Genomic DNA, 23,127 nt, shown 5'->3' on the forward strand with positions numbered 1-23,127 from the left:
ACGATGAAAAAACATTCGGACGACACCGAGACACGTATCTACCAAGCCGTCGTCAGCGGTGTCATGGGCCAGCGCCTGCGTCCCGGCACCAAGCTGCCGGAAGCTGCACTGTGCGAGCTCTTCGGCGTAGGTCGCAGCATCGTGCAAAAGGCCCTTCATCGCCTCGCTCACGACCACGTCGTCGAACTGCGGCCCAACCGCGGCGCGATCGTCGCCATGCCCACCCGCGAAGAAATCGGCAAGCTCTTCGAAGCCCGCCGCGCGCTAGAGGCCTCCATCCTGCCACTCGTGACCCAATGGGCCACGCCAGCCGACTACGCGTTACTGCGCCGCCAATTGCGCGACGAGCACCGTGCCATGCACGACGTGCCGCAAACCGAATGGGCGCGCCTGGCTAGCGATTTTCATTTAAAACTGGGCGAGCTGTCACGCAACCCGCTCCTGGCGCGCTATCTAATGGAGGTCATCTCTCGCTGTTCACTCGTCGTGGCGATCTTTCAGCCGCCGGGCAACGCGCACTGCGAACACGACGAACACGTGCGTGTGGTGGACTATCTAGAGCAAGGAAAGATCGCACAAGCAGTGGTCGAAATGGATCACCACCTGCGAGAACTGGAGTCACATATTCAATTGGTGGAGGATCAGACGGAACTGAGTTTGGCGGATATGTTGGGGATGACTTGAAGGCGATCTGCCGCTAGCCCCTATCTGATCTGACGACAGATTCGAGCGGTGACGACGTTTATGCCGACGCGTACTCAACAGCAGACCTGCAAGCCCCTCAAAACATTTAAGGACCATTCTGGGCAGCACACGCCCCTCGCGACAACCCCCAGGCATGAAAACTGCGGCACGCCGTTGGCCCTGCCGGCGAGCGGGAATTCCTTCATTCCATTGCAGCGAGGAAGGCACCAATGAAAGAGGCGGAACGCAAACGCATCGGAAAAATTGTCGTCACCTGGATCAGCGCAATTTTGTTACTGACCGCTTTGGCACTGGTCATGCGTTGGCTGAACGGTTGACCCGTCAGGCACGCTACGTGCGTGGGCCAGACGACCACCGACTTCACAAGGTCCGCCCATGCCGACGCTGTCCGCACCCGAGTCCGATTCCCATGCTGATCTAGTCGTTGCCTACCCGCGACGGTTGGGCGCTTCCGCACACGAAATCGCCAGTCATCATGCATTAGCCAGCAAATTGGCCAATTTACTGGGGTGTGCATGCGCCGTGGACTATGAGCCTGACCAACAGTCTCACCGTCGCGCTGACGAGAAAATCTACTATGTACCGAATACGACGCTAAGCAGTTCAGCCGCAGCCCGGCTTTCCATTCATAGCGAAGCGGACTTGTATGGCGGGGTCGTGCCCTACGAATTCGTCGCCACCAAAGCCATCACGCACCCTATGTTGAACGAAGCGCATGCGTCCCCACCCGCAGGCTGGTCCCCCCAGATGGGCGCGCGATTGAAGGATGCCGTACTGGCCGGATACACCGTATTTTCAATCGAGGACGCCCTGCATGCCGGTGCCCTGCTGCTACGCAGCGGAGCAGCGCGCATCAAACCGGTGCAGGCCACGGCAGGCCGCGGTCAGGTGAAAGTAACTGACGAAGCCGGGCTACGCGAGGCGTTGCGTGCGCAAGACGAGCTCGAGACGGCCCAGTTCGGACTGGTACTGGAAGAGCATCTGGACGATGTCGTCACGTACAGCGTCGGCACCGTACGCTTGCCCGGCATGTCTGCCAGTTACGTCGGCACGCAGCAACTGACCCGCGATAATCAAGGCACTGCGGTCTATGGTGGCTCGGACATGCTGTTCGTACGTGGCGGTTTCGATGCCCTATCGGCACAGCATTGGCCCGCCCCGCTACAGCACGCTATCGAACTCGCGCGACGCTATGATGCGGTCGTACAGGAATGCTATCCAGACTTCTTCGCCTCGCGTCGCAACTATGATGTCGCCGAAGGCCTGGGCGCGGCGGGTGAGTGTCGGCGTGGTGTGCTGGAGCAGTCGTGGCGGGCCGGTGGCGCGAGCATGGCAGAAGCCTGCGCGCTCGAGGTGTTCAGTCACGACCCTGACCGTCAGCGAGTCCGCGCGCGCACGACCGAAAGCTACGGCGACGATGACTCAAGACCCCCCGAAGCCAGTATCGTCTATGACGATGATGATCCCCATGTAGGCCGCATCAGCAAATCAGCCGGAGTCGTATCGCATGGCGACACATAGCGAGCCCATTTCCATCGAAGTAGAGGGCGTGGACTTGTCCGGCACCTTCTTGTCGCCAGAGACCAAGATCCCCGGCGTGCTGTTCATCCATGGCTGGGGCGGCAGCCAAAAGTTCGACTTGGTGCGCGCTCGCAACATTGCCGGCCTGGGCTGCATCTGCCTGACCTTCGACTTGCGTGGCCATGCCGCCACGGAGTCTCAGCGCTCGCGCGTGTCGCGCAGCGACAACTTGCGCGACGTCGTGGCAGCCTACGACCAGTTATTGCGCCATCCTTCGATAGATAGTGAAGAGATAGCGGTCGTGGGTAGCAGTTATGGTGGTTATCTGGCGACCATCTTATCGACCATGCGTCCTGTGAGATGGCTGGCCTTGCACGTGCCGGCGCTCTATCGCGACGAGGAATGGGATCTCCCGAAAGGCTCGCTCAGCCGAGACAGCCTGGCGGCGTACCGCCTGACACAAGTGACGCCGGACCAGAATCGCGCGCTGGCCGCGTGCGAAGCTTTTACAGGGGATGTGTTAATCGTGGAATCCCAGCATGACACCTTCATTCCGCATTCGACCATCATGAATTACCGCTCCGCCTTTCTCCGCGCCCATTCGCTGACCCATCGCATCGTCGACGGTGCCGATCATGCATTGACCGACAAGGTAGCCCAGCGGGCCTATACCTCGATTCTGCTGAACTGGGCCACCGAAATGATTGTCGGCGCTCGGGTAGGCGGCGAGGCGGCCGATCATTAAGGGTCGGCCAATCCCGCCAAACTATTCAGATCGGAAGCAACCCGTGACCCCGCCCCCGCGAGACACCGGCCTGATTTACGTCGATGATGGACGCCCAGGCTTTACGCGTAAGCGCATGCCGTCGGGAAAGTTTCGTTATCTGGATCTTCGGGGCAAGCCCATCGTGGATTCCGATGTCATCCAGCGCATTGATGCATTGGCGATTCCGCCCGCCTATACAGAGGTATGGATCTGCCCCTCGGCCAACGGCCACCTGCAAGCCACGGGACGCGATGCGCGTGGTCGCAAGCAATATCGCTACCATTCGGACTGGGTGGCCGTGCGCGACGCCGGCAAGTACGATCAATTACTTGATTTTGCGGCCAGCCTGCCACGCATCCGCCGTCGAGTGATGCGTGATATGCATCTGCAGGCGCTATCACAGGACAAAGTACTGGCCGTATTGGTGCGCCTGCTGGAAATTACACTGATCCGTATCGGCACCCGCGAATATGCCCGCGCCAACCATTCCTATGGACTGACCACGCTAAAACGCCGCCACACCGCCGTGACCGGCGGGCGGCTGCGGCTGCGCTTCACGGGCAAAAGCGGCGTGGCGCACGACGTTACCGTCAATGACGCCCGCATTGCCCGCATCGTGAAGCGTTGCATGGACCTGCCTGGTCAACAGCTGTTCCATTACCGCGACGCCGAGGGGCAGCCCCGGCCGATCGATTCAGACATGGTCAATACGTATTTGAAAACCGCCGGCGGCGGGGGCTTTACCGCCAAGCACTACCGCACGTGGGCGGGTTCAGTACAGGCCTTCGCTCTGCTGCAGGATCAGCCGGCTGCCGATGAGGCACAAGCAAAACGCACGCTGGTTCAAGTGGTAAAGCAAGTCGCGGAACGCCTGAGTAATACGCCGGCGGTTTGCCGGAAGTGCTACATCCATCCAGCGATTCTAGAAACTTATCTGCGAGGCGCGCTGCCGGCTCGTACGCCGGCGCCGACGACGCCCCGTGGCCTGAATGCCGACGAACGACGTTTGTGGCATTTTCTGCGCGGTTATCAGCCCGATCGACCGTAGCCCGGCGCTACAACAAATGCGAGCGCGCATTCTTGGCATGCGGCTTGGGTTTGGCGCCGTCAGCCCAATTGGACTCATCCTGATTGTCGCGTACGGGCCGACTGTCTTTGGCGGCTTCATTGGGTGTGCGGGCATCGGGGACGGCAGGTTGGCGCGGCACGTCGACCACATCACGCGGCGGAAGTATTTTGCCGTCAGCAGACGATTCAGGACGAACAGTCTTGCGGGGTGTACCTGGCCGGGCGGACGATTCAGAAGACGTGCCCTGAGCAGGCTTTCGAACGTTTCCCATGAAGATCTCTCCGTATCAAGGGGTGCCGGGATGGGCGGCCTGAGGCTCGGACTGCGGCTCGCGCTGTGGTGGAGTCAGCGGGTCGAAGTCCTGCCACTTGCCGTTCATCCAGCGCCCGTTGGCGCGTTCTACATCGGTGCCACCCGCCTCACGCAACAGGGCAACGGCACGGGATTCTTGGTCGGGCCGAATGTGCAACGCCAGCAACACACCGGCCTGGCGTACTTCGGGGTGACTGACGCGCTCGGTATTCCCCCGGCGTTGGCGGCGCCCTTTGCCAACCGCCCACAGGGCACCGGCCAGCGCGCCGATATAGGCGCCCACCCCGCCCGCCGCCGTCACGACGATCGCCGAAGGATCGAATTGCAAGACGATAATGCCGCAAATCACCGCGAATAAGATGCCTAGCACTGCGGCGCCGATCACCGCAGCGACGGACCCCCCATGCGAATCAGGATCCGCCGTACGATCGCCGCCGATGGGATACCGCGCATGCTCTCCCGCGATGCCGACATAAAACGTATGGATATCCTCGTCGCGAAAGCCCGAGTCGTAGAGGTTCTGCGCTGCGGCCTCGGCTTGCTCGAAAGTCTGGAATCGCGCGGCAACAATCAATGACATCATGGCCTCCTGCTAGCGAACATTGGCGTTGCGCATAGGTACGCAATTCTCGTGCCTGAGGCAGATTAGCGCCGTTAATGGGTATATCTACCCACGCAGACGCCTGCCGTACCACCACCCACCGCGACGCCACGCCTGTCCGGTTGCGGCGAACTCGTTGCCGCGTCCCTCACTCCGCATCGAGGGACCAATAGCACTCCGGTGCCGCGTCGTCGCCATGCCCTGGCGTCAGCCCCAGAGGCTCCAGCTGGCTGGCATAGGCGGCGACCGCTCGGGTTTTACGCCCGCCGTCGTAGGGCGGACCCGCTTTGGGCGTGACCTGGATGTGCTGCGCCCGTAAATCGGCCAAACGCTGCTGTACTAATCCGGGCTTGCGGCGATACAACGCTTCTTCATAGGCCAGCCAGGTGTTATGCATGGCCTGCCGAAACAGCCGCCATACTGTCAAGGCCGCGTCCGACACCCGCAGATGATCTGCATGAAACAACCCCAACGGCATCAGTACCACAGTGGGCCGCAACGTGGTCAGCGCCGTGGCCAACATGCCGGTAATCCGGCCGGTCTCGCGGGATGCGCCTTCGTATTGACTATCCAGTAAACCCAAGCCCAATCCACGTGCCCCCAGAATTTCCATGGCGGTACGATTTTCCTCATGGCGAGCCATGACCGCCTGATCAGCGCGTTCGAATCCGCAACGTCGGTCCCAATCCGGCAACGGCACAGTACTGGGCGGTACGCCTGAATACACCGTCAAGACCGTGCTGCCCGGGTACGTCGCCAGCCAGGCGCCGCAACTCAGTACGGCGTCGTCAAAATGCGGTGATATCACCACGGTGTTGCCCTGCAAGTCCATCCGCAACTCCGTTCAGTGACTGACAACGGCCGCGGCATCCCGAACAACGTCTGACGGATGCCGACGAAAATACTCGATCGTGCGCAATAAACCGGTGTGCAATAACGTAGAAGGCTGCCAGTTCAAGCGATCACGGGCCAAAGTGATATCGGGACAGCGCTGCATGGGATCATCCTCCGGGAGGTCGCAAAGTTGCATGGGCACTTGTGTCTCGGTCAGCTTGCACACCAGCTCGGCCATGCGCAAGACCGTGATCTCGCACGGATTGCCCAGATTGACGGGCTGGCTCAAGTCGGCGGGACTTTCCATCAAGCGAACCAGACCGTCCACGAGGTCGTCCACGTAGCAGAATGATCGAGTCTGGCTTCCATCACCGTATATCGTCAGCGGGCGGCCGGTCAATGCCTGGACAATAAAATTTGAAACGACGCGACCATCGTCGGCAGCCATGCGTGGCCCATAGGTATTGAAAATACGCGCGATTTTGACGGTCACGCCGCGACGATGGCCGTATTCGGTAAACAGTGTCTCGGCACAACGCTTACCTTCGTCGTAGCACGAACGCGGGCCGACCGCGTTCACGTGCCCCCAATAGGCTTCGCGCTGCGGATGTTCTAGTGGGTCGCCATAAACCTCACTGGTCGACGCTTGCAAGATACGCGCTCCGGTGCGGGCCGCCAGTTCCAATAATTGGGTAGCACCCTCAACACACGTGCGCAGCGTGGCCACAGGGTCGGCTTGATAATGTACAGGCGAAGCCGGGCATGCCAGGTTATAAATGTGATCAACCTGAATGTCGTCCGGCAGCGGCAGCGCGATATCCTGACGCAATATGGTCAGATTGGGATGTGCAGTCAACTCGGCCAGGTTCTCGCTGCGTCCCGTATGAAAGTTGTCTACGCAGACGACTTCTGCGCCCTGCAACAACAAGCGCTGGCACAAATGCGACCCCAGGAATCCGGCCCCGCCGGCGACAAGCGCTCGCGACGCGTTGTTTATGTTGTCTTTCATGATGTCTCCGTCAACGTCGTAAACACCCGGTTCCAGTCGGCTACAAAGCGACTGATCGAAAATCGCCGCAATGCCGTACGCCGACCGGCCCGGCCCCATTCGCGCGCGAGTTCAGGATCTTGCAACAACTGCCGCAAGACTTCGTGCAACCGCTGCGGCCGGCTATCCACGTAACCGTCCCGGCCACTGGTAATGACGCAGGGCAATTCGGTGGCCGCAAAGCCCACCACCGGCAACCCGCAAAGCATCGCCTCGACCAGCGACAAGCCCAGGCTGGCATAGCGCACGGGGCTAAAGAAGCAGCGATAGCGCGCCATGAACGCGGCCACTTCCATGTTGGGAATTTCACCTAGTCCTCCGGCGTCTTCCGAGCCCATGCCAATCAAGTCCATGGGCACCTGCGCCGCTGCCTCGGTGTAAAGGTCTGCGCCGACGCGGCGGCCCCGCCGCATGAGATGATTGACCACAACAATGCCACGCGCCAGATCGCCGCGATATAGCAGGCCCGGATCTGGCAAACCGTGTTCAACCACGCGTTGAGGCATGCCGCCCGCGTCCCACATGACGGCGTTGTACGGCGTCACGTGCACCAGCAGACCCCGTTCGTGCCGAAACTCATGGACCGTCTCTGCGGCCAGCAGTGCAGGAGGATTGTGTTCGATATAGACACAAGGCAGCCGCCGCTGCACCTGCGACAACAACATGGCGGCATCAGCAAGATTCTCGCTTGACTGGTACACCACCAAATCGATATCCAGGTCGCGTATCTGTTCGGCCGGCACACCGTGCACATTCGTTCCCCAAGGAATTTTGGTGCCCAACGCGCCATAACCGGGTTTCCCGTCAACGGTCTGGGGCACATAGAAATCATGGGGCGCCTGCGTCAGCGAATACAGATAATTTCCATGGACGTGCCACACCAGAATACGCAATCTCTCGAAGTCATCAGGATGCGACATGATGAAGCTCCTGGAGTTGACGTCGCACTCGACCCAACACTGCGTCGGCCGAGACGCCGAGCGCACACGGATGCCCGATCGGACATACTGCGTGACTGCAGGGCCGGCATGGCACATTGACGGAGATGACAGTATGGCGACGGCTATCCAGCGGCGCCCAGCGTCGTACGTCGCTGCCGGACGCGATCACGACGCTGGGGGTGCGCATGGCGGCCGCCACGTGCGACATGCCGGTATCGTTGCAGACCACCAGACGGCATCGGCCCACCAGCGCCGCCAGTTCGCCTAACGTCGTTCGGCCACACAGGTTTGCCACTCGTGTGCCGCAATCGCGCGCCACCAAGGCGACCAGTTCGGCTTCTTCGTCGGTACCGGTCAGCGCCACCTGCCAGCCCTGCACCACCACGGCGGCAGCGACCTGTGCAAACCGCGTCAGAGGCCATCGTCGTGAGGGCAGCCGAGCCCCCACGTGCAGCAACACGGTACGTTGCGGATTCAGGCCCTGCTCGGCAATCAGGGCGTCCGCTGCCGCCTGTTCGCATGACGATAGCGGCAATTCCAGCGTGGAATCGAAGGCCGAGATACCCAAATAACGCAACAACGCCAGGTACCGTAATGGTTCGGGCATCCGGTCGGGCCACACCATGCGGCTACCGGGCACCGATTCAGCCCGGGTCGGCACAAAGCCCGCCCATTGACGCGCTCCCAGGCAGCGTGCGATTTCATTCGAATGCTTGCCACTGCCATGAAGTTGCAACGCCACATCGAAACGACGGGCGTGCGCCTCTCGATAGAATGCCGGCAAGGCCCGTTCACGATGGGTCTGCTCGGGAAAATCCGCCGTGCCGGGAAATTCCAACAGTTCATCGACATAACGGTCAAAGCGTTGCACGAATTCGCGGGCGTTCGGCAAACCAATCAGCGTAATATGCGCGGTCGGAAAGGCCTGTCTCAGCGCACGCAGAGCCGGTACGGCGCACAGCATGTCTCCCAATTGCAGCGCGCGAAATACGGCGATGCGGGCTGGCTGGCCCAAGAATCCGGTCGGCACATTCATCGGGGCTTCTCCAGCAGATACGAGCCGATCACCAACGCATCCAATGGCGACGTCCAAAAGCATTCCACCGCGTCGCGCGGCGAGCAGACCACGGGCTCGCCTCGTGTGTTGAATGAGGTATTGACCAACACCGGCACGCCGGTACGACGTTCGAAAGCCGCCAACAAATCGTGATAGCGCGCATTCTGGTCGCGTCTCACTGTCTGTACCCGGGCGGTACCGTCGATGTGTCGCACCGCGGGGATTTGCGTTGCGCGCTGCGGCAAGACGTCATAGACGAACAGCATGAACGGCGCGCACAGCGGCTGTTCACCGCGCGCATCAAACCACTGTGCGGCTTGCTCTTCCAGCACCACCGGGGCCACGGGCCGAAAGTCTTCGCGGTCTTTCAGGCCATTGAGACGGGCCTGCATGCCACTATCGAGCGGTGACGCCAGAATCGATCTCGCTCCCAGCGCGCGCGGTCCGAACTCCATGCGCCCCTGAAACCAGCCCAGAATTTTCTCTTGGACGAGTAGTTCCGCCGCCTCTTCGGCGACGTTATCCAGCTTCCGGAAAGCCAGCCGCGACCGGTAGAGAAAGCGTTCGATCTCGTCGTCATCATAGGCAGGTCCGAGATAGGCATGCTCCATCGTCCAACGACGCTCTCCCCCGCGTTGCTGATAATCGACGTACAACGCGGCGCCCAGCGACGTGCCCGAATCGCCCGCGGCCGGCTGCACCCACACGCTATCGAACGGACCATCGCGGCTCAGACGTGCGTTCATGACGCAGTTCAGGGCCACCCCGCCCGCCATCGACAAGTTGCGGGCGCCGGTTTCGCGATGCAGCCAGTTGGCCATGTGCATCGCCGTCTCTTCCAGCACATATTGCAACGAGCTTGCCAGGTTCTTGTGATGCGTCTCGAACGGTGCGCCGCGCTGGCGTGGCGGACCAAAGCGCTCTTCTAGCCGGGCGGGCTCCAGATGATAGCCACCCTGATCGTCCAGCTGCACAATGTCGCGCATCTGTCGCTGGTATTCAGGCTGGCCAAATGAAGCCAGCGCCATCACCTTGTACTCGTCAGAGGAATGCAGAAAGCCCAGGTAGCGAGTGATGTCTTCGTATAAGAGCCCCAGCGAATGCGGCAGTTCGATCTGCTTAAGGCGCGTATATTTTCCCGCACTGAACACGCCATAGCTGGTGCTGGCGCGCTCACCGCGGCCATCCAGGGTCAGCACGGCCGATTCGTCGCAGGGTGCGGCCAGAAAAGCGCTGGCTTCGTGACTGAGGTGATGGTCCAGGAATATCCAGCGCGACAGAACATGATCGAGCGTCAAGCCTTCGAAGCGCGCCTTCAGATGGTGAGGCACGCCGTCCATCAACTGGCGCGGCGCATTCAATACGTAGGCGGTGAACAGCGGATCCCAGGGCGAGCCCTCGTGCGGGCGTGCCGGCGCGCTCGAGGGCTCTAGCGGCAACACGATTTGACCGCCCGTCTGCGGAGGATCCGGGAGTAGCGCAGGATTGAATGCATAGACGATGTGGTCGACGTCGCGCAACGCGATACGCCCTTCGGCTAGACAATAATCAATGGCGTGATAGGGCAATTGCCAGGTCGAGAAAGGTACGGGCCGCTTGCCATGCTTGATACGTGTAAAACGCTCTTCCTCGGCCGCCGCCAGCACAATTCCATCGCGAACCAGCGTGGCAGAACAATCATGAAAAGCGGCATTGATTCCCAATGTGTACATGGTGAGTCCTCTCGTCTGTGCTATAGCCGTCGGACGGCCACGCGTGCCTGTTTGCCCGCCCCGTCGTTCGCGCGTCAGTCATGCCATCTCTCGGCCCACGTCTTGCATCGCCCATGCAACATGACGCGCGGCCTGTTCCAAGTTCGCTGCATGCACGTCGGGGTGGCGCCAATGGCCCGGCCGCCACTCCGTCTCGTTGCCGACATCCAGCAATACGGTGTGGCAACCCGCGCGATTGCCGGCCTCCACGTCGTCCAGAATGTCTCCGATGAACCATGAGCGCCCCAGGTTTATCTCGTGCTCCCGCGCTGCCCGCAGCAGCAGCCCAGACTGCGGTTTGCGGCATGTGCAAACGCTGGCGTAGGCGGTCATGCGACCCTGGGGATGATGGGGACACCAATAAAAATCCGCCAGGCGTGCGCCCGCGGCCTCAAACATGCTGGCCAGACGCTCCCGCACACCCGTCAGTTCCTGGAGATCAAAATAGCCCAGCGCTACACCCGGCTGGTTGCTGATCACGATCAGCGGCACATTCAACGCGGCCAGCAGGCGCAGTCCTTCCCGGGCACCGGACGCATAAACCATCCGTGCGGGATCGACGTTGTACGGCTCGTCGGCCAGCACCGTACCGTCTTTATCCAGGAATATCGCCGGGATCAAGGCCATGAGGTTTCCTTCATGGGCAGCACCATAACCTCCGGCACCACGGTCTCGTCCGGCTGGGTCAGCACAAAACGCACCGCGCGCGCTACGTTTTCCGGATCTTGCAGGCAACTCGTGTCGATGTCCGGAAAACGATCCAACAGAAAGGGGGTACGCATGCCACCGGCGATGACGGCACTGACTTTCAAGCCCATGCCGCGCAGTTCCGCGTGCAGCGCGTGCGATAGCCCCATCAGGCCCCACTTCGACGCATGGTAGGCACTCGCGTTGGGCCAGGCACGCCGCGCTGCCGTCGAGGCGATATTCACGATATGGCCATGCGGCGCCAGCCTGTTCTTCGCCAGCTTGGCCATCAGGAACGGCCCCGTCAGATTGGTGCGCAGCACGCGCTCCCAGGCGGCGACGTCCAGTTCGTCAATAGACGCGGTGACGTCAACGCCTGCGTTGTTAACGACGGCATCCAGTTTTCCATAACGTTGGATGGCCAAGTCCAGGGCGGCGGCAACCTGTTCCTGGTCACCGACATCCATCGTTGCCGCGCAAGCCGTTGCGCCACCCTCGGTGAGGCGATGCGCGTTTTCGTGGGCGCGGGCTTCGTTCAGGTCGGCTATCACGATGCTGGCGCCCTCGGCAGCCAGCATGTTGCAAATCGCCGCGCCCAAGCCGCTCGCGCCCCCCGTCACCAGTACCACACGTCCGTCCAGCGTTTCGCTTTCCCTCATCATTTTCTCCGTATGACTGCGCAAAGCGCGGACGCGGCGCGCCCGCACTACTTGAAAAATCCGCGGGCGCCCTACCAGTACGGAGGCTGATCGTAGTACTCGTAAACTTCTTGGGCCCATTGCCTCTCGCCCATGCTGGGCCAGTGGTCTTTATCGAAACCGGTGGCATTCTTCAGTCGATCTTTGGCGACGTCGAGAACGAAGCATTTTCGGTCCGTATCGAGCACCAACGCAGTCCACGGAACCGCATACAGCTTGTCGCCCACACCCAGCACGCCACCGTGCGACAGCACGGCATATGCAATACGCCCGTGCGGAACGTCCAGCATGATGTCCTGGATGGTGCCGAGTTTTTCATTGGCCGGGTTGTATACGTCGTTTCCGGTCAGCGTATCCGCTGCCATGACTTCCGGTCCAGGTCCGTCAGCGGTGGCCCTACCCTTGCCTATGATGCGGGCCTGGTCGCCCGCGCGCTGACCGATGGTGTCATTACTCATGATAAGTCTCCGTCAAAAATGGGATGGAATATTCGTCATTCCATCCGCGTCATACCGGGGTGGGTAATGCCGGCTATCCGAATATGGTTCTGGATGTCATTGACGCCAAGACAATCGTCCGCGCAATCCTCGACAGCGTGTTTGATGCCGCGGTTCGGCACTGTGCCTTCCAGTGTGACGGTGCCGTCGCTGACCGCAACCGAGACATCGCTGACATCCAGGCCGCTGTGGCTCAGCCGCTCACACACATCTTCGCGTACTCGTTCGTCCGACCGTACGTAGCCTTTCGGGGTGATGCGCTGCGATTTATGTACGGCATCCTGGTGCGAACCGTATCGGGAATCCGTAGCGCTATTCCACCGACGCTGCGCATGTCCCGGCATGTCGTCGTCACTCATATCGTCGCCATAACGCAGTTGCTGGCGCTGCCAGCGCGGGTCTTCACCATAAAAACCGCCATAACTGCTTTGGCCTGGATCGGCGCTGCGGCTACGCAGTTCCTCGAACTGCCCGGCCTCTCGCGTTCCGGGATACTGACCACCCTGTTCGTACGGTGCGCCCCGGCGATTAGGCCGGCCGCCCACCGGTTCGGCGGGCCGTTCGCCATACCGCCGACCATACGAAGGCTCTTCGCCGCCCCATCGGCCGCTCTGGCTGGTTTGATGCTCGCGGCGATAGCGGTACGCATCATCGCGCTCTTCGTCCCATTGGTCCGGCCGACGACCAACATCGTCGGCGTAGTAATGCCGTGGGGGCCGATTTAAATGTTGCATAGTGTGCCTCCTGCATAAACCTACGGCGTGCGCCAGAGGATCCGGCTCGCCGATAAGCGACACCTAAGCAATCGGTGTGCCGCGTCGTCCATTAACAAAAACTTGGCCAGAGCCGGCGGCACTTTTTACATACCGCAGTAAGAAATCGAGCATCCTCGACGCGTTACAGCGCCCGATCCGGTCGTGTGGCCGAGCGCAGCATGGCCGCCGCCGTGGCAAGCAGTTCGCGGGGATCTACCGGCTTGGCCGCATGAATCTGAAAGCCCGCCAGCAGCGCACGCAAGCGGTCTTCCGGTCCGGTATGCCCCGACAGGGCGATGGCAGGCATTCGAGACCCTAGAGACACGCCGCGCTCGGCCTCCATTTCGCGTATACGACTGATGACCTTGTAGCCTTCCATATCTCCCAGCGAGATGTCGCATACAAGCAAATCGGGCCAGGCGTCCGGGGCCGCATGCTCCAACTCGGCCAACACCGCTGCGCCGCTGGCGCAGGCGCGCACCACGGCGCCGCGATCGGTGAGCACCTCGGACACCAGATCGCGCGCATCCTCATGATCGTCGGCCACGATGATCACCGCACCTGTCAGATCGATGCCCTCGACCTCGGGCGCGGTGACAAGCAATTCATCAACGGCACGCAGCGGAAATTCCAGCTCATACGCCACGCCGTCCGAAGGCGTGGCGCGGGTGCGTAACAAGCCCCCCAGTCGCTCGGCCTCGGCTCGTAGCTGGGCGGGATCCACCGCGGCCATGCTGCGCAGCACTTCAGGTTCATTCTCACCGGGTATCTGCGCGGCGGCCTGATCCGGCACCGGCCGTCCATCCGCAATGGTCAGACGGGTCAATGGCCCTTCTCGGGCCAGCCGCAACTCGACGCGTCCGCCGGGTGGTGTCACAGCGACAGCATGCGCGTACAAGGTCCAGATCAGTTGCTGCAGCGCACTCGGGTCGCCGGTAATCCGTGCGGCTTCGCTGGCGATTTGCGTATACAAATTCACGCCCTTGGCCTCGAGCAAAGGACGTGCAGCATCCATCACCCCCGCCACCAGTGCCACCAGATTCACCGGCTGACGGCTCAGGCGCGTCGCCGTCGCCTCCAGGGCATTTTGCTGACGCTGCAGATTCCACATCTGGGCGTATATCCCCTGGCGGGCCAGCAATTCATCATGCGCGCCCTGCTCCACCACACGACCATGCTCCATGACCAGGATGACATCGGCGTCGACAATCGTCGATAGCCGGTGGGCGATGATTAAAGTGGTGCGGCCTTGGGAGATGCGCGTCAGTTCGGCCTGTATCGCGCGTTCGGTGCGCGTATCCAGCGCCGAGGTGGCTTCATCAAACACGATAATGGGCGGGTTTTTCAACAGCGCGCGAGCAATGGCGATGCGCTGACGCTCACCCCCCGACAATTTGACTCCTCGTTCGCCTACCCGTGTGTCATAACTGGCCGGAAGGCTCGTGATGAAGTCGTCCACGCGCGCACCGCGTGCGGCTTCGATGACAGCCGCACGACTGGTTTGCGGATCGCTGTACGCGATGTTATAGGCGATCGTTTCGTCAAACAGCAACGTATCTTGCGGCACAATGCCCAAGACGCGACGCAGGCTTGCGGGGCTCACATGACGCAGATCCTGCCCATCAATCAGTACGCGACCACTGTCGGGATCATAAAAACGGAACAACAGTCGCGCCAGGGTCGATTTTCCGGAACCGCTGCCGCCCACGACCGCAACCGTGGCACCCGCCGGAATTGTGAAGTCGACGTTCCACAGAATCTGCCGACCGGGCTCATAACCGAAACTGACATTTTCGAAAGCCACTGTGCCTGCGCGCACTTGCAACGGCGGCAACGTACCCTCGTCGCCGGCTTCCGGCTGGATCAGCAGCAGCGCGCCCACGCGCTCCGCATTGATGAGGGCTTCCTTGGCTTGACGAAAGATCAGGCCAAGCGTGTTCAGCGGCAGGCAGATCTGGATAATATATGCGTTGACCAGCACCAGATCGCCCACGCTCATGCGGAAATCCACCACCTGCTTGCCGGCCAGCAACATCACCGCCCCCACGCCTAACGCAATGACGCCGCTTTGCGTGACATGCAAGACAGACAAAGAGCGCTGATTGACAATGCCTATTCCCACCCATTGCTTCAAGACGCTACTCAGGCGATTCGATTCCAATGACTCGTTGGCATACAGTTTGACGGCTTCATAGTTGAGCAAGCTGTCGACCATTCGGCCGCTGGCCTGGGAATCCAGTTCATTGATCTGACGCTGGAATGGCGCGCGCTTTTCGGTGAGGATCATCGTCACGATGGCATACGCGGTGAACGTCATCGCGACGATCGCCGCAAACCATAGGCTGTAGCCCGACATCAGGATGATCAATACGGAAACGATCTCGACCAGAGTGGGCAGCAGTGTAAACAGCGCGGTACCCAGCAAAAACCCGACACCCGCGGTGCCGCGCTCGACGTCACGAGCCAGTACACCCGTCTGGCGCGATCCGTGAAAGCGCGCGCCCAGCCGGTGCAAGTGCTCGAACATACGTACCCTGAAATCCGCTACCGCCGCCTGGGTGACGCGCACGAACACCACATCGCGCAATTCGGTAAACAGACTGCCGGCGAAACGCAATAGTGCGTAGCCCAGCAAGAGAAATACGGGAATGGTCAGCAACGTGCCTTGGACACTCAGGGCATCGACAATGCGCTTGAGAACCGCCGGCACCGCCACCATCAGCAATTTGGCGACGACCAGCAATATCACCGCCACCGCCGTACGCTGGCGATGGGCCCAGAGCGCCTGCAAAATGCTGCGGTTGACTTCCTGGCGTGCGCGGGCAGCGCTGCTGTCTTCAGGCATAAGGTGACGTGCAAAGGCGCCTACGCGCCCTTGCTCTATTCAGGGTCGACCTGGGCCAGTCCGCCGTTAACGGCGCCAATGATCCGATGCCAGGCAGCAGCCTATCGCGACCCCAAGGACAATGGCCAGTCCGGCCGTCTTCCATGCGTTGCCATGCACGTAATCATCCGTGGCCGTGGAGACTTGCCGGCAACGCCCCGCAGCGGAGCGCTCCCAATCCTGCGCATGCTCGCGCGCCGCGTCGAGCTGGCGTTTCAGACGATCGCGTGCTGACTCAATCTCGGTGCCGCCATACGAGGCAGTAGAGCGCAGCAGGTCTTCGACCCCTGAAACGAGCTCGCGCAGGCCGCCCTTCATGCGATCGGTCGATTCGTGACGGCGATGGGTATACAGACTCATGAATAACTCCTTGTGTAAAACCGCCGGCCCGCGCCGGCGTATCTGTACGTTCGGCCACGCAAGTGCTGTGCCGCGGTGCAGCGCCAACCGGGTTCAGTCGGCCTGACGGCTACGTGCTTTGGCGATGGCCTTGAACGCATGGGCCACGGCTGCGGCAAACGCCTCGTCGTACCACGGATTTGCGCCGCTGACGCCCACCACAATGCCTTCAACGCAGACACTCCCCCAGACAGCGCCATCCGCCTGACGCAGTAAATGCGGGCGCGTTTCGCAAACCGTGTGGCTGTCCAGGCCCGTACGCCAGGAGATAGCCGCCTTGGCGCGCGCATAGTCCGCATAATCAGCATCCCAGGCTGACCGATCTCCGACACTTTCTTCATATAGGATCGATTTTTCAAACGCATCGACTGTCGGGCAGGAAATCGGATCCATGATCACGATATGCAGGAACCCGCTTTCTCCGACGCGCCGATCCGTCATGGCCGCGACGATCATCGGCATGACCATCGCCACAGCCCGCAATGCGGTATCTCGATCGGCATGGGCGGCCCTATCCATCGGGGTGTCGCCTCGCATCAAAGCTCTCGCGTCGCGCGTCGCCAAGCGGCTTCGAAGGCGTCATCCTGCCAGCGGTCGATCCCCGGCGTCTGCTGTGGATCGAGACCGGGCATGGGATTGGGAATGCTGTCAGGCGGATACGGTTTCCGCTCCGGGGCGTGATCCGGGGTGTGTTCGGGCGCATCATCGGAATGGCGCGGCGGATCTTTCACCGGGTCGGCCGGGGATGAAGAGGGTGCGCGGCTATCCGCCGCAAAGCGACGAGGTGGCGGTGAAATCATGGCATGACTCCTTCAATAACAATAAATAGCCAATAGGTGGGGAGGTGAATTTCACCCCGCCCACCACTGTTTGAGCGTCGCGCGCAACGCGGCTCCGCCGGACGCATCTTCCTGGCGCAGTGCTTTTACATAGTTCTGCACCTGCTTGAGCGGCACATGAGGCGGTATGAGCGGGACTTCGGGATCGGTCACCATCTCGAGCACCACGGGACGGTCGGCCTCGATGGCGCGCTCCCATGCCGCACCAACGTGATCGGGGTTATCGACACGAATACCTTCCAGGCCCAGCAACCGTCCGTACTCGGCATAGGGAAATGTCGGCAGCAACTGCGAATCCTTGAAACGCGGATCGCCGCCCATCAGACGCTGTTCCCAAGTCACCATGTTCAGGTCGCCGTTATTCAGCACCATCACGACCAGCGTCGGATTACCCCAATCGCGCCAACGATCGGCGATGGTAATCAGTTCGTTCACGCCGTTCATCTGCATGGCGCCATCGCCCACCAGGGCGAATACCGGGCGATCGGGGTGTGCCAGCTTGGCCGCCAATGCGTAGGGAACCCCACTGCCCATGGTGGCCAGTCCGCCCGACAGCGACGCGGCCATGCCCTTGCGCAGGCGCAGGTGCTGCGCATACCAACTGGCCGCCGACCCCGAGTCGCAGGTAATAATGCTGCGGTCCGGCAGCCGCGGCGACAACTCCCAGAACGGACGCTGCGGATTCAAGGGTTGTGCCGGCACCATGGCGCGCGCCTCGACAGTTTTCCACCAATGGGCCACGTCCTTTTCAATTTTGTCGCGCCAACGGCGCGACTCTTTGCGCTGCAGCAACGGCGCCAGCGCCTGCAAGGTGGCCTTGCTGTCCCCCACCAAGCCTTGTTCCACGGGGTATCGCAGACTGATCATGCGGCCGTCGCGATCAATCTGTACGGCGCGCGCCTGGCCCTCGGGAGGCAGAAATTCCCCATAGGGAAAGGCTGTCCCCACCATCAACAAGGTGTCGCAATCATTCATCATGCGCCAACTTGGCTGCGTGCCCAACAGCCCGATCGAGCCTGTCACATACGGCACGTCATCCGGCACCACGGCTTTTCCCAATAACGCTTTGGCAATGCCTGCCCCAAGCAAATCGGCCACGTGCAGCAGTTCGTCGCCGGCGTCCCGGGCGCCAGCGCCAGCCAGGATAGCCACCCGCTCACCCTTGTTGAGAATATCGGCCGCGTTTTGCAACGCAACAGCAGCCGGCACCCCTGCATGAGAGGTAAAGCCGATACCGGTATTCACGGTCCCGTGCTCGCGCGGAATATCCGGGACCGCAGGTAAATCTTGCACATCGTTGGGCACGATTACGCAAGTGACGGCGCGGCGTTCCATCGCGATACGAACAGCGCGGTCAATCAGGTGCTTGGCCTGCACCGGGCTCGCGGCCACATGTACGAAATCGTGAGCCACGTCCTTGAACAAGCTGATCAAATCGACTTCTTGCTGATAATCGCCGCCCAGCGCCGTGCGGGCCTGTTGACCCACCAGGGCCACGACCGGCTGATGATCGAGCTTGGCGTCGTATAGACCATTGAGCAGATGAATCGCGCCCGGTCCCGAGGTCGCCATACAGACGCCCACCTGGCCGGTGAATTTGGAATGCGCGCAGGCCATGAACGCGGCCATTTCCTCGTGCCGCACTTGGACAAATTCCAGCGGCTCGCGGGTACGCCCGAATGCGCCTATCAGCCCATTGATACCGTCGCCCGGGTAACCATAGACACGGTTAATGCCCCATTGCGCCAAACGCGACAAAATAAAGTCCGACACCGTTTGCATGCCTGCTCCCAGAGAGGATTTCCATGGGAGCAACGACAGCAAGCCTCATGCCTGTCGGGGCCCGGGGCTAACGGTCAGGGGCCTGCGGCTTTCCGTCCTCGCCGGCGATCACGTGTCCGGCCTGCGTGTATTCTTCGAGCCGGTTATAGAGGGTCTTGGAGCTGATGCCCAATACGGCAGCCGTTTGCTTCTTTACCCCACCGCAACGTTCAAGCGTTGCCATGATCAGGCGGCGGTCGGCCTCGGCCAGCGTCACCCCCAGTGGCACGGTGACGCGCGCCGTCTGGCTGCCGCCATCGGGCGCGATCTGCGGCTGCAGCGCATCGGCACTCAGAATGCCGTCTTCGGCCAGGATGTAAGCCCGGCGCACGTAATTCTTGAGTTCGCGCACATTACCCGGCCAAGCGTATTCTTGAATAGCCTGGCGCGCCTGCTCGGAAAATTGCTTTTCTTCGCCGTATTTCTTATTCAGCGCATCCAGGAAGCGATCGGCCAGGAATGGGATATCGGTGCCGCGATCACGCAGCGGCGGCAAATCGATGGGAAACACACTCAGTCGATAGTACAAATCCTCACGCAGCTTGCCTTCCTGGATGGCCTGGCCAGGATTACGATTGGTCGCTGCCACGATGCGAATGTCGCATGCGATTTCGCGGTGCGTACCCACACGCATAAAGCGTCCCGTCTCCAGTACCCGAAGCAATTTCACCTGTAGATCCAGCGGCATCTCGGTCACTTCGTCTAAAAACAAAGTACCCGAATCGGCGCGTTCGAAATAGCCCTTGTGCTGGCGGTCGGCCCCCGTAAAGCTACCGCGTTCATGGCCGAACAACTCACTCTCAATCAAGTTCGGAGAGATCGCACCACAATTGACGGCAATGAAAGGTTTGTTGCTGCGGCTGCTGAGCTTATGAATGGCGTGCGCCGCCAATTCCTTCCCGGTGCCGCTTTCACCAATGAGCAGCGTCGTCACGTCCGTAGTAGCCACGCGCGACAACTGCGTAAACAGGCGCTCCATGGATTCGGACTGCCCCAGTAGCTTGCCAAAGCGCCCCGGTTCCTGGAACGGCGCATCATCAGTTGTAACACCGCGGTTGGCCGCAACACGCGTCAGAATTTCGCTCAAGCGATCCATGCACACCGGTTTGACCAAGTAGTCGGTCGCACCCAGACGCAACGCTTCAACGGCGTTGTCCATACTGCCATAACCGGTGATCACCACCACCTCGGCATCCGAATTCGGCATGCGACTGAAAATATCCAGGCCGCTGTCGCCGGTCAATTGCACGTCGGTCAGGACTAAGTCGGGCGGCTGGCGCTGTAATTGGATCACCGCATCTTTCATGGTGGCGGCCTGCGCGACCGAAAAGCCATGTTCGCGGGCGATTTCAGCCAAGATATCGCATACCGCCGCGTCATCGTCCAGTACGAGCAAATGAGGCATGTTGACTCCGTTACAAGGTCAAACGGTGGCAGAGAATCAAGCAGTCTCTTTCAAACTCAGAATACCTCACGGCAATGGGGTGCGGCACGATTTTTGCCGAATATCCCAACAACGTTTGCCAAAGTTTTCACATGGTTGCAATTGAGCGCGGCCGCTGTCGTATGATCATCTGAGTACGTTAAACAAACGCTACAGAGATCGAACCTGGGCCGAACCCGGCCCCGATTTTTCGGGGGTATATATGCTGGCAATCTCGCCTGCTCAGACCAGATCGTCGACCACGCGGCGGCAGCCAGAACTCTTTTCCGACATGTGCGATCGGATGCAAGAGTTTGGCGTACAAGTCGGGCTTGCGGCCCGCAGTGACGCCACTGTTTTCATCACCGGCGAAAGCGGCACGGGCAAAGAAGTGGTCGCGCGCGCCATTCATGACGGCAGTGATCGCGCCACTCATCCGTTTACTGCTGTCAATTGCGGCGCCATCAGCGATTCCCTGGTGCATGCCCAGCTATTCGGCCACGAGAAAGGCAGCTTTACCGGCGCACTGAGTCAGACCACCGGCTACTTTGAATCGGTTTGCGGCGGCACGCTGTTTCTGGACGAAGTCACCGAGATGTCTGACGCCTTACAAGTGCAATTTCTACGCGTACTGGAAAGCGGTACTTATCAACGCGTGGGGGGCACGGAATTGCTGCAGGCCGATGTGCGTATCGTGTGTGCCACCAATCGCGATCCGTTTGCTGCGGTGGAACGCGGCGAACTGCGCCAGGATTTTCTGCATCGCCTGCTCGTCGTGCCCTTGCGCGTACCCCCGTTACGGGAAAGGGGGGACGATGTTCGCTTGCTGGCGCAACGTTTTCTGGATGAACTGAATCTTACTCATCAGACGAACAAGCGCTTCTCGGCGCACATGATCGACGCGTTGACGATGTATGACTGGCCTGGCAATGTGCGCGAGTTACGCAATGTCGTCCAACGCGCGTTCATTATGTCGGATGCGGTGATCGAATCAGAACTCCCGCCCCGCGCTCCGACGAGCGCGCCGCACGATGTGAACAACGGCACACTATGCTTCCCCGTGGGCACGCCCCTGAGCCAGGCGCAGCACGATGTCATCTTGGCCACGCTGGCGTATCACGACGGCGATAAGCAGCGCACCGCTGACACCCTGGGTGTCAGCCTGAAGACACTCTACAACCGTCTGGGCGCCTACGGCGCTGACGCTAAAACTCCCTCCCTCCCCTCGGGCTGACGAGTCAAAACAGCCACGCGGAACACACCAGGTACGCCGCTTGCTCGGTTTTCCACTGCGTTCGTAACGGGGGACCGCGTGTGCAATGGATGACAACGTTTAGCCTGGCCGGCAGCCCTGTCTGGGCCTGGCTGTTGACCGCGCTGCTAGCGGCGGCATTGCTGGTCGCCATGCGATTGGGATTAGGTCTGGTAAAGACGCGGCTACAACGACGGCTGGAGGCTCGCGTGCGGCCGGGAATTTCTGCCGCACTCGAGATTCTGGAGCGCACCAGTTGGCTGGTCCTGTGCCTGATCGCAGCGTTGCTCGCGGCGCGCATCACGGGCGTCATTGCCATTTGGTCAGTGGCGGCCTCGCACCTGTGGTTTGTATTGACCGCTCTGCAAATCGCACTGTGGATAGACCGGGCCATATCGATTGGCATGGTCCGCGCCCTGATCGGTCGTGTGGGCGGCCAAGCCGTCACGGCGATGCTTCTGGCCCTACTATTGAGGATCGTGCTGTGGGCCATGACCATACTGGCCATGCTGGACAACGTGGGTGTCAATATTACGGCACTGATCGCCAGCTTGGGAATTGGTGGTGTCGCCGTCGCCCTGGCGGTTCAGACGATACTCAGCGATCTGTTTGCTTCCATCGCCATCGGATTGGATAAACCGTTCGAAGTTGGAGATTTCATCGTATTCGGCCCAGTGGCAGGCAGCATAGAACATATCGGTCTGAAAACGACGCGTATCCGCAGCTTGGGCGGCGAGCAAATCGTGTGTTCTAACACTGAGCTCCTCAAGCAGACCATTCAAAATTACAAGCGCATGCAACAACGGCGCATCGTGTTCGGGTTCACTTTGTCGTACCGCACATCCCCCGATTGCGTCGCGGCCATACCGGACATCGTACGCCGCCGGATCGAGGCCGAGGGCGACGCTAAATTCGACCGAGCGCATTTCGCCAGCTTTGGCGAAAACGGCTTGGTGTTCGAGGCGGTCTATTACGTAATGACCGCTGATTACAACCATTACATGGACATTCAGCAGCGAATCAACCTCGGGCTGCTGCGCGACCTGGGCAGTGCCGACGTGGCATTCGCCATTCCCGAGCGGCGCGTGCGGGTGGCACGCGATCCGGCCCCCCAAAATGGCCCAACAGAGGCATCGTCCGAACCGTAACGGACGCAACTTGCCAGACGGGTAATTCGGGGCAGTGGTTTCGCTGAATCCCAGGTTTATGGCATGCCGGGCACGCCGCTTGCGTACTTGCCAACAAACCGTCGCCTTCTCAGGCGAAC

The 23,127-nt window shown here is 60.8% G+C and carries 23 protein-coding genes; 6 read left to right on the top strand and 17 right to left on the bottom strand.

Annotated elements, in window-relative coordinates; genetic code table 11:
- Positions 1-3: 3 nt before the first annotated feature.
- From ACNAZS_RS23360 to ACNAZS_RS23375, 4 genes are all read left to right on the top strand, one after another.
- Positions 4-684 carry a GntR family transcriptional regulator gene (locus tag ACNAZS_RS23360; RefSeq protein WP_415792927.1) on the top strand — a complete coding sequence of 227 codons (681 nt, stop codon included), beginning with the start codon at positions 4-6 and terminating at the stop codon, positions 682-684.
- Positions 685-1,080: 396 nt separating this feature from the next.
- Positions 1,081-2,226, top strand: a complete 1,146-nt coding sequence (locus tag ACNAZS_RS23365) for a DUF3182 family protein (RefSeq protein ID WP_415792928.1) — start codon at positions 1,081-1,083, stop codon at positions 2,224-2,226.
- The gene (locus tag ACNAZS_RS23370; protein ID WP_415792929.1) at positions 2,213-2,971 is read left to right on the top strand and encodes an alpha/beta hydrolase family protein; all 759 of its coding nucleotides are present in this window, start codon (positions 2,213-2,215) and stop codon (positions 2,969-2,971) included. Before ACNAZS_RS23365 ends, ACNAZS_RS23370 begins: the two co-directional genes overlap by 14 nt.
- Positions 2,972-3,014: 43 nt before the next feature.
- Positions 3,015-4,040 (top strand): DNA topoisomerase IB, encoded by a 1,026-nt coding sequence (locus ACNAZS_RS23375; protein WP_415792930.1) that lies wholly within the window; start codon positions 3,015-3,017, stop codon positions 4,038-4,040.
- A gap of 7 nt (positions 4,041-4,047) precedes the next feature.
- Here ACNAZS_RS23375 and ACNAZS_RS23380 read toward each other — a convergent pair whose 3' ends face one another.
- From ACNAZS_RS23380 to ACNAZS_RS23460, 17 genes are all read right to left on the bottom strand, one after another.
- Entirely contained in the window at positions 4,048-4,332 is a 285-nt protein-coding gene (locus ACNAZS_RS23380) for a hypothetical protein (protein ID WP_415792931.1), read from the bottom strand.
- Positions 4,333-4,347: 15 nt separating this feature from the next.
- Positions 4,348-4,953 (bottom strand): hypothetical protein, encoded by a 606-nt coding sequence (locus tag ACNAZS_RS23385; RefSeq protein WP_415792989.1) that lies wholly within the window; start codon positions 4,951-4,953, stop codon positions 4,348-4,350.
- Between the two features lie 169 nt (positions 4,954-5,122).
- Positions 5,123-5,806 carry a PIG-L deacetylase family protein gene (locus tag ACNAZS_RS23390; RefSeq protein ID WP_415792932.1) on the bottom strand — a complete coding sequence of 228 codons (684 nt, stop codon included), beginning with the start codon at positions 5,804-5,806 and terminating at the stop codon, positions 5,123-5,125.
- Positions 5,807-5,818: 12 nt separating this feature from the next.
- Positions 5,819-6,817, bottom strand: a complete 999-nt coding sequence (locus tag ACNAZS_RS23395; RefSeq protein WP_415792933.1) for a UDP-glucuronic acid decarboxylase family protein — start codon at positions 6,815-6,817, stop codon at positions 5,819-5,821.
- The gene (locus ACNAZS_RS23400) at positions 6,814-7,776 is read right to left on the bottom strand and encodes a glycosyltransferase (RefSeq protein ID WP_415792934.1); all 963 of its coding nucleotides are present in this window, start codon (positions 7,774-7,776) and stop codon (positions 6,814-6,816) included. Before ACNAZS_RS23400 ends, ACNAZS_RS23395 begins: the two co-directional genes overlap by 4 nt.
- Positions 7,763-8,833, bottom strand: a complete 1,071-nt coding sequence (locus tag ACNAZS_RS23405) for a glycosyltransferase family 9 protein (protein WP_415792935.1) — start codon at positions 8,831-8,833, stop codon at positions 7,763-7,765. The genes ACNAZS_RS23400 and ACNAZS_RS23405 overlap by 14 nt, the downstream gene beginning before the upstream one ends.
- The gene (locus ACNAZS_RS23410) at positions 8,830-10,566 is read right to left on the bottom strand and encodes a carbamoyltransferase family protein (RefSeq protein WP_415792936.1); all 1,737 of its coding nucleotides are present in this window, start codon (positions 10,564-10,566) and stop codon (positions 8,830-8,832) included. The genes ACNAZS_RS23405 and ACNAZS_RS23410 overlap by 4 nt, the downstream gene beginning before the upstream one ends.
- A 78-nt stretch (positions 10,567-10,644) precedes the next feature.
- On the bottom strand, positions 10,645-11,232 hold the full coding sequence (locus tag ACNAZS_RS23415; protein ID WP_415792937.1) for a D-glycero-alpha-D-manno-heptose-1,7-bisphosphate 7-phosphatase: 588 nt from the start codon (positions 11,230-11,232) through the stop codon (positions 10,645-10,647).
- On the bottom strand, positions 11,223-11,951 hold the full coding sequence (locus ACNAZS_RS23420) for an SDR family oxidoreductase (RefSeq protein ID WP_415792990.1): 729 nt from the start codon (positions 11,949-11,951) through the stop codon (positions 11,223-11,225). The genes ACNAZS_RS23415 and ACNAZS_RS23420 overlap by 10 nt, the downstream gene beginning before the upstream one ends.
- Before the next feature lie 71 nt (positions 11,952-12,022).
- The gene (locus ACNAZS_RS23425; RefSeq protein WP_415792938.1) at positions 12,023-12,448 is read right to left on the bottom strand and encodes a PRC-barrel domain-containing protein; all 426 of its coding nucleotides are present in this window, start codon (positions 12,446-12,448) and stop codon (positions 12,023-12,025) included.
- 35 nt (positions 12,449-12,483) lie between these two features.
- Positions 12,484-13,221: a BON domain-containing protein gene (locus ACNAZS_RS23430; RefSeq protein ID WP_415792939.1), complete on the bottom strand. Its 738-nt coding sequence runs from the start codon at positions 13,219-13,221 to the stop codon at positions 12,484-12,486.
- A 163-nt stretch (positions 13,222-13,384) separates the two neighbouring features.
- Positions 13,385-16,087, bottom strand: a complete 2,703-nt coding sequence (locus tag ACNAZS_RS23435) for an ATP-binding cassette domain-containing protein (protein WP_415792940.1) — start codon at positions 16,085-16,087, stop codon at positions 13,385-13,387.
- A gap of 66 nt (positions 16,088-16,153) precedes the next feature.
- Positions 16,154-16,486, bottom strand: a complete 333-nt coding sequence (locus ACNAZS_RS23440) for an ElaB/YgaM/YqjD family protein (protein ID WP_415792941.1) — start codon at positions 16,484-16,486, stop codon at positions 16,154-16,156.
- A gap of 93 nt (positions 16,487-16,579) precedes the next feature.
- Positions 16,580-17,044 (bottom strand): hypothetical protein, encoded by a 465-nt coding sequence (locus ACNAZS_RS23445; protein ID WP_415792942.1) that lies wholly within the window; start codon positions 17,042-17,044, stop codon positions 16,580-16,582.
- Between the two features lie 17 nt (positions 17,045-17,061).
- The gene (locus ACNAZS_RS23450) at positions 17,062-17,325 is read right to left on the bottom strand and encodes a hypothetical protein (protein ID WP_415792943.1); all 264 of its coding nucleotides are present in this window, start codon (positions 17,323-17,325) and stop codon (positions 17,062-17,064) included.
- 51 nt (positions 17,326-17,376) lie between these two features.
- Positions 17,377-19,146 (bottom strand): thiamine pyrophosphate-requiring protein, encoded by a 1,770-nt coding sequence (locus ACNAZS_RS23455; RefSeq protein ID WP_415792944.1) that lies wholly within the window; start codon positions 19,144-19,146, stop codon positions 17,377-17,379.
- Positions 19,147-19,213: 67 nt separating this feature from the next.
- A complete protein-coding gene (locus tag ACNAZS_RS23460) occupies positions 19,214-20,590 on the bottom strand; it encodes a sigma-54-dependent transcriptional regulator (protein WP_415792945.1) in 1,377 nt (458 codons plus the stop codon).
- Between the two features lie 322 nt (positions 20,591-20,912).
- Between ACNAZS_RS23460 and ACNAZS_RS23465 the strand changes: the two genes are divergently transcribed.
- Together ACNAZS_RS23465 and ACNAZS_RS23470 are read left to right on the top strand one after the other, a co-directional pair.
- A complete protein-coding gene (locus tag ACNAZS_RS23465; RefSeq protein ID WP_415792991.1) occupies positions 20,913-21,842 on the top strand; it encodes a sigma-54 interaction domain-containing protein in 930 nt (309 codons plus the stop codon).
- 89 nt (positions 21,843-21,931) lie between these two features.
- A complete protein-coding gene (locus ACNAZS_RS23470; RefSeq protein ID WP_415792946.1) occupies positions 21,932-23,008 on the top strand; it encodes a mechanosensitive ion channel family protein in 1,077 nt (358 codons plus the stop codon).
- Positions 23,009-23,127: the final 119 nt, after the last annotated feature.

The sequence above is a fragment of the Bordetella tumulicola genome (assembly GCF_965138755.1).
GTDB lineage: Bacteria > Pseudomonadota > Gammaproteobacteria > Burkholderiales > Burkholderiaceae_B > Bordetella_A > Bordetella_A tumulicola.

Coding starts and splice junctions, on each gene's coding strand:
- ACNAZS_RS23360 (WP_415792927.1), top strand. CDS start 4: ATGAAAAAACATTCGGACGACACCGAGACACGTATCTACCAAGCCGTC.
- ACNAZS_RS23365 (WP_415792928.1), top strand. CDS start 1,081: ATGCCGACGCTGTCCGCACCCGAGTCCGATTCCCATGCTGATCTAGTC.
- ACNAZS_RS23370 (WP_415792929.1), top strand. CDS start 2,213: ATGGCGACACATAGCGAGCCCATTTCCATCGAAGTAGAGGGCGTGGAC.
- ACNAZS_RS23380 (WP_415792931.1), bottom strand. CDS start 4,332: ATGGGAAACGTTCGAAAGCCTGCTCAGGGCACGTCTTCTGAATCGTCC.
- ACNAZS_RS23385 (WP_415792989.1), bottom strand. CDS start 4,953: ATGTCATTGATTGTTGCCGCGCGATTCCAGACTTTCGAGCAAGCCGAG.
- ACNAZS_RS23390 (WP_415792932.1), bottom strand. CDS start 5,806: ATGGACTTGCAGGGCAACACCGTGGTGATATCACCGCATTTTGACGAC.
- ACNAZS_RS23395 (WP_415792933.1), bottom strand. CDS start 6,817: ATGAAAGACAACATAAACAACGCGTCGCGAGCGCTTGTCGCCGGCGGG.
- ACNAZS_RS23400 (WP_415792934.1), bottom strand. CDS start 7,776: ATGTCGCATCCTGATGACTTCGAGAGATTGCGTATTCTGGTGTGGCAC.
- ACNAZS_RS23405 (WP_415792935.1), bottom strand. CDS start 8,833: ATGAATGTGCCGACCGGATTCTTGGGCCAGCCAGCCCGCATCGCCGTA.
- ACNAZS_RS23410 (WP_415792936.1), bottom strand. CDS start 10,566: ATGTACACATTGGGAATCAATGCCGCTTTTCATGATTGTTCTGCCACG.
- ACNAZS_RS23415 (WP_415792937.1), bottom strand. CDS start 11,232: ATGGCCTTGATCCCGGCGATATTCCTGGATAAAGACGGTACGGTGCTG.
- ACNAZS_RS23420 (WP_415792990.1), bottom strand. CDS start 11,951: ATGAGGGAAAGCGAAACGCTGGACGGACGTGTGGTACTGGTGACGGGG.
- ACNAZS_RS23425 (WP_415792938.1), bottom strand. CDS start 12,448: ATGAGTAATGACACCATCGGTCAGCGCGCGGGCGACCAGGCCCGCATC.
- ACNAZS_RS23430 (WP_415792939.1), bottom strand. CDS start 13,221: ATGCAACATTTAAATCGGCCCCCACGGCATTACTACGCCGACGATGTT.
- ACNAZS_RS23435 (WP_415792940.1), bottom strand. CDS start 16,087: ATGCCTGAAGACAGCAGCGCTGCCCGCGCACGCCAGGAAGTCAACCGC.
- ACNAZS_RS23440 (WP_415792941.1), bottom strand. CDS start 16,486: ATGAGTCTGTATACCCATCGCCGTCACGAATCGACCGATCGCATGAAG.
- ACNAZS_RS23445 (WP_415792942.1), bottom strand. CDS start 17,044: ATGGATAGGGCCGCCCATGCCGATCGAGATACCGCATTGCGGGCTGTG.
- ACNAZS_RS23450 (WP_415792943.1), bottom strand. CDS start 17,325: ATGATTTCACCGCCACCTCGTCGCTTTGCGGCGGATAGCCGCGCACCC.
- ACNAZS_RS23455 (WP_415792944.1), bottom strand. CDS start 19,146: ATGCAAACGGTGTCGGACTTTATTTTGTCGCGTTTGGCGCAATGGGGC.
- ACNAZS_RS23460 (WP_415792945.1), bottom strand. CDS start 20,590: ATGCCTCATTTGCTCGTACTGGACGATGACGCGGCGGTATGCGATATC.
- ACNAZS_RS23465 (WP_415792991.1), top strand. CDS start 20,913: ATGCAAGAGTTTGGCGTACAAGTCGGGCTTGCGGCCCGCAGTGACGCC.
- ACNAZS_RS23470 (WP_415792946.1), top strand. CDS start 21,932: ATGACAACGTTTAGCCTGGCCGGCAGCCCTGTCTGGGCCTGGCTGTTG.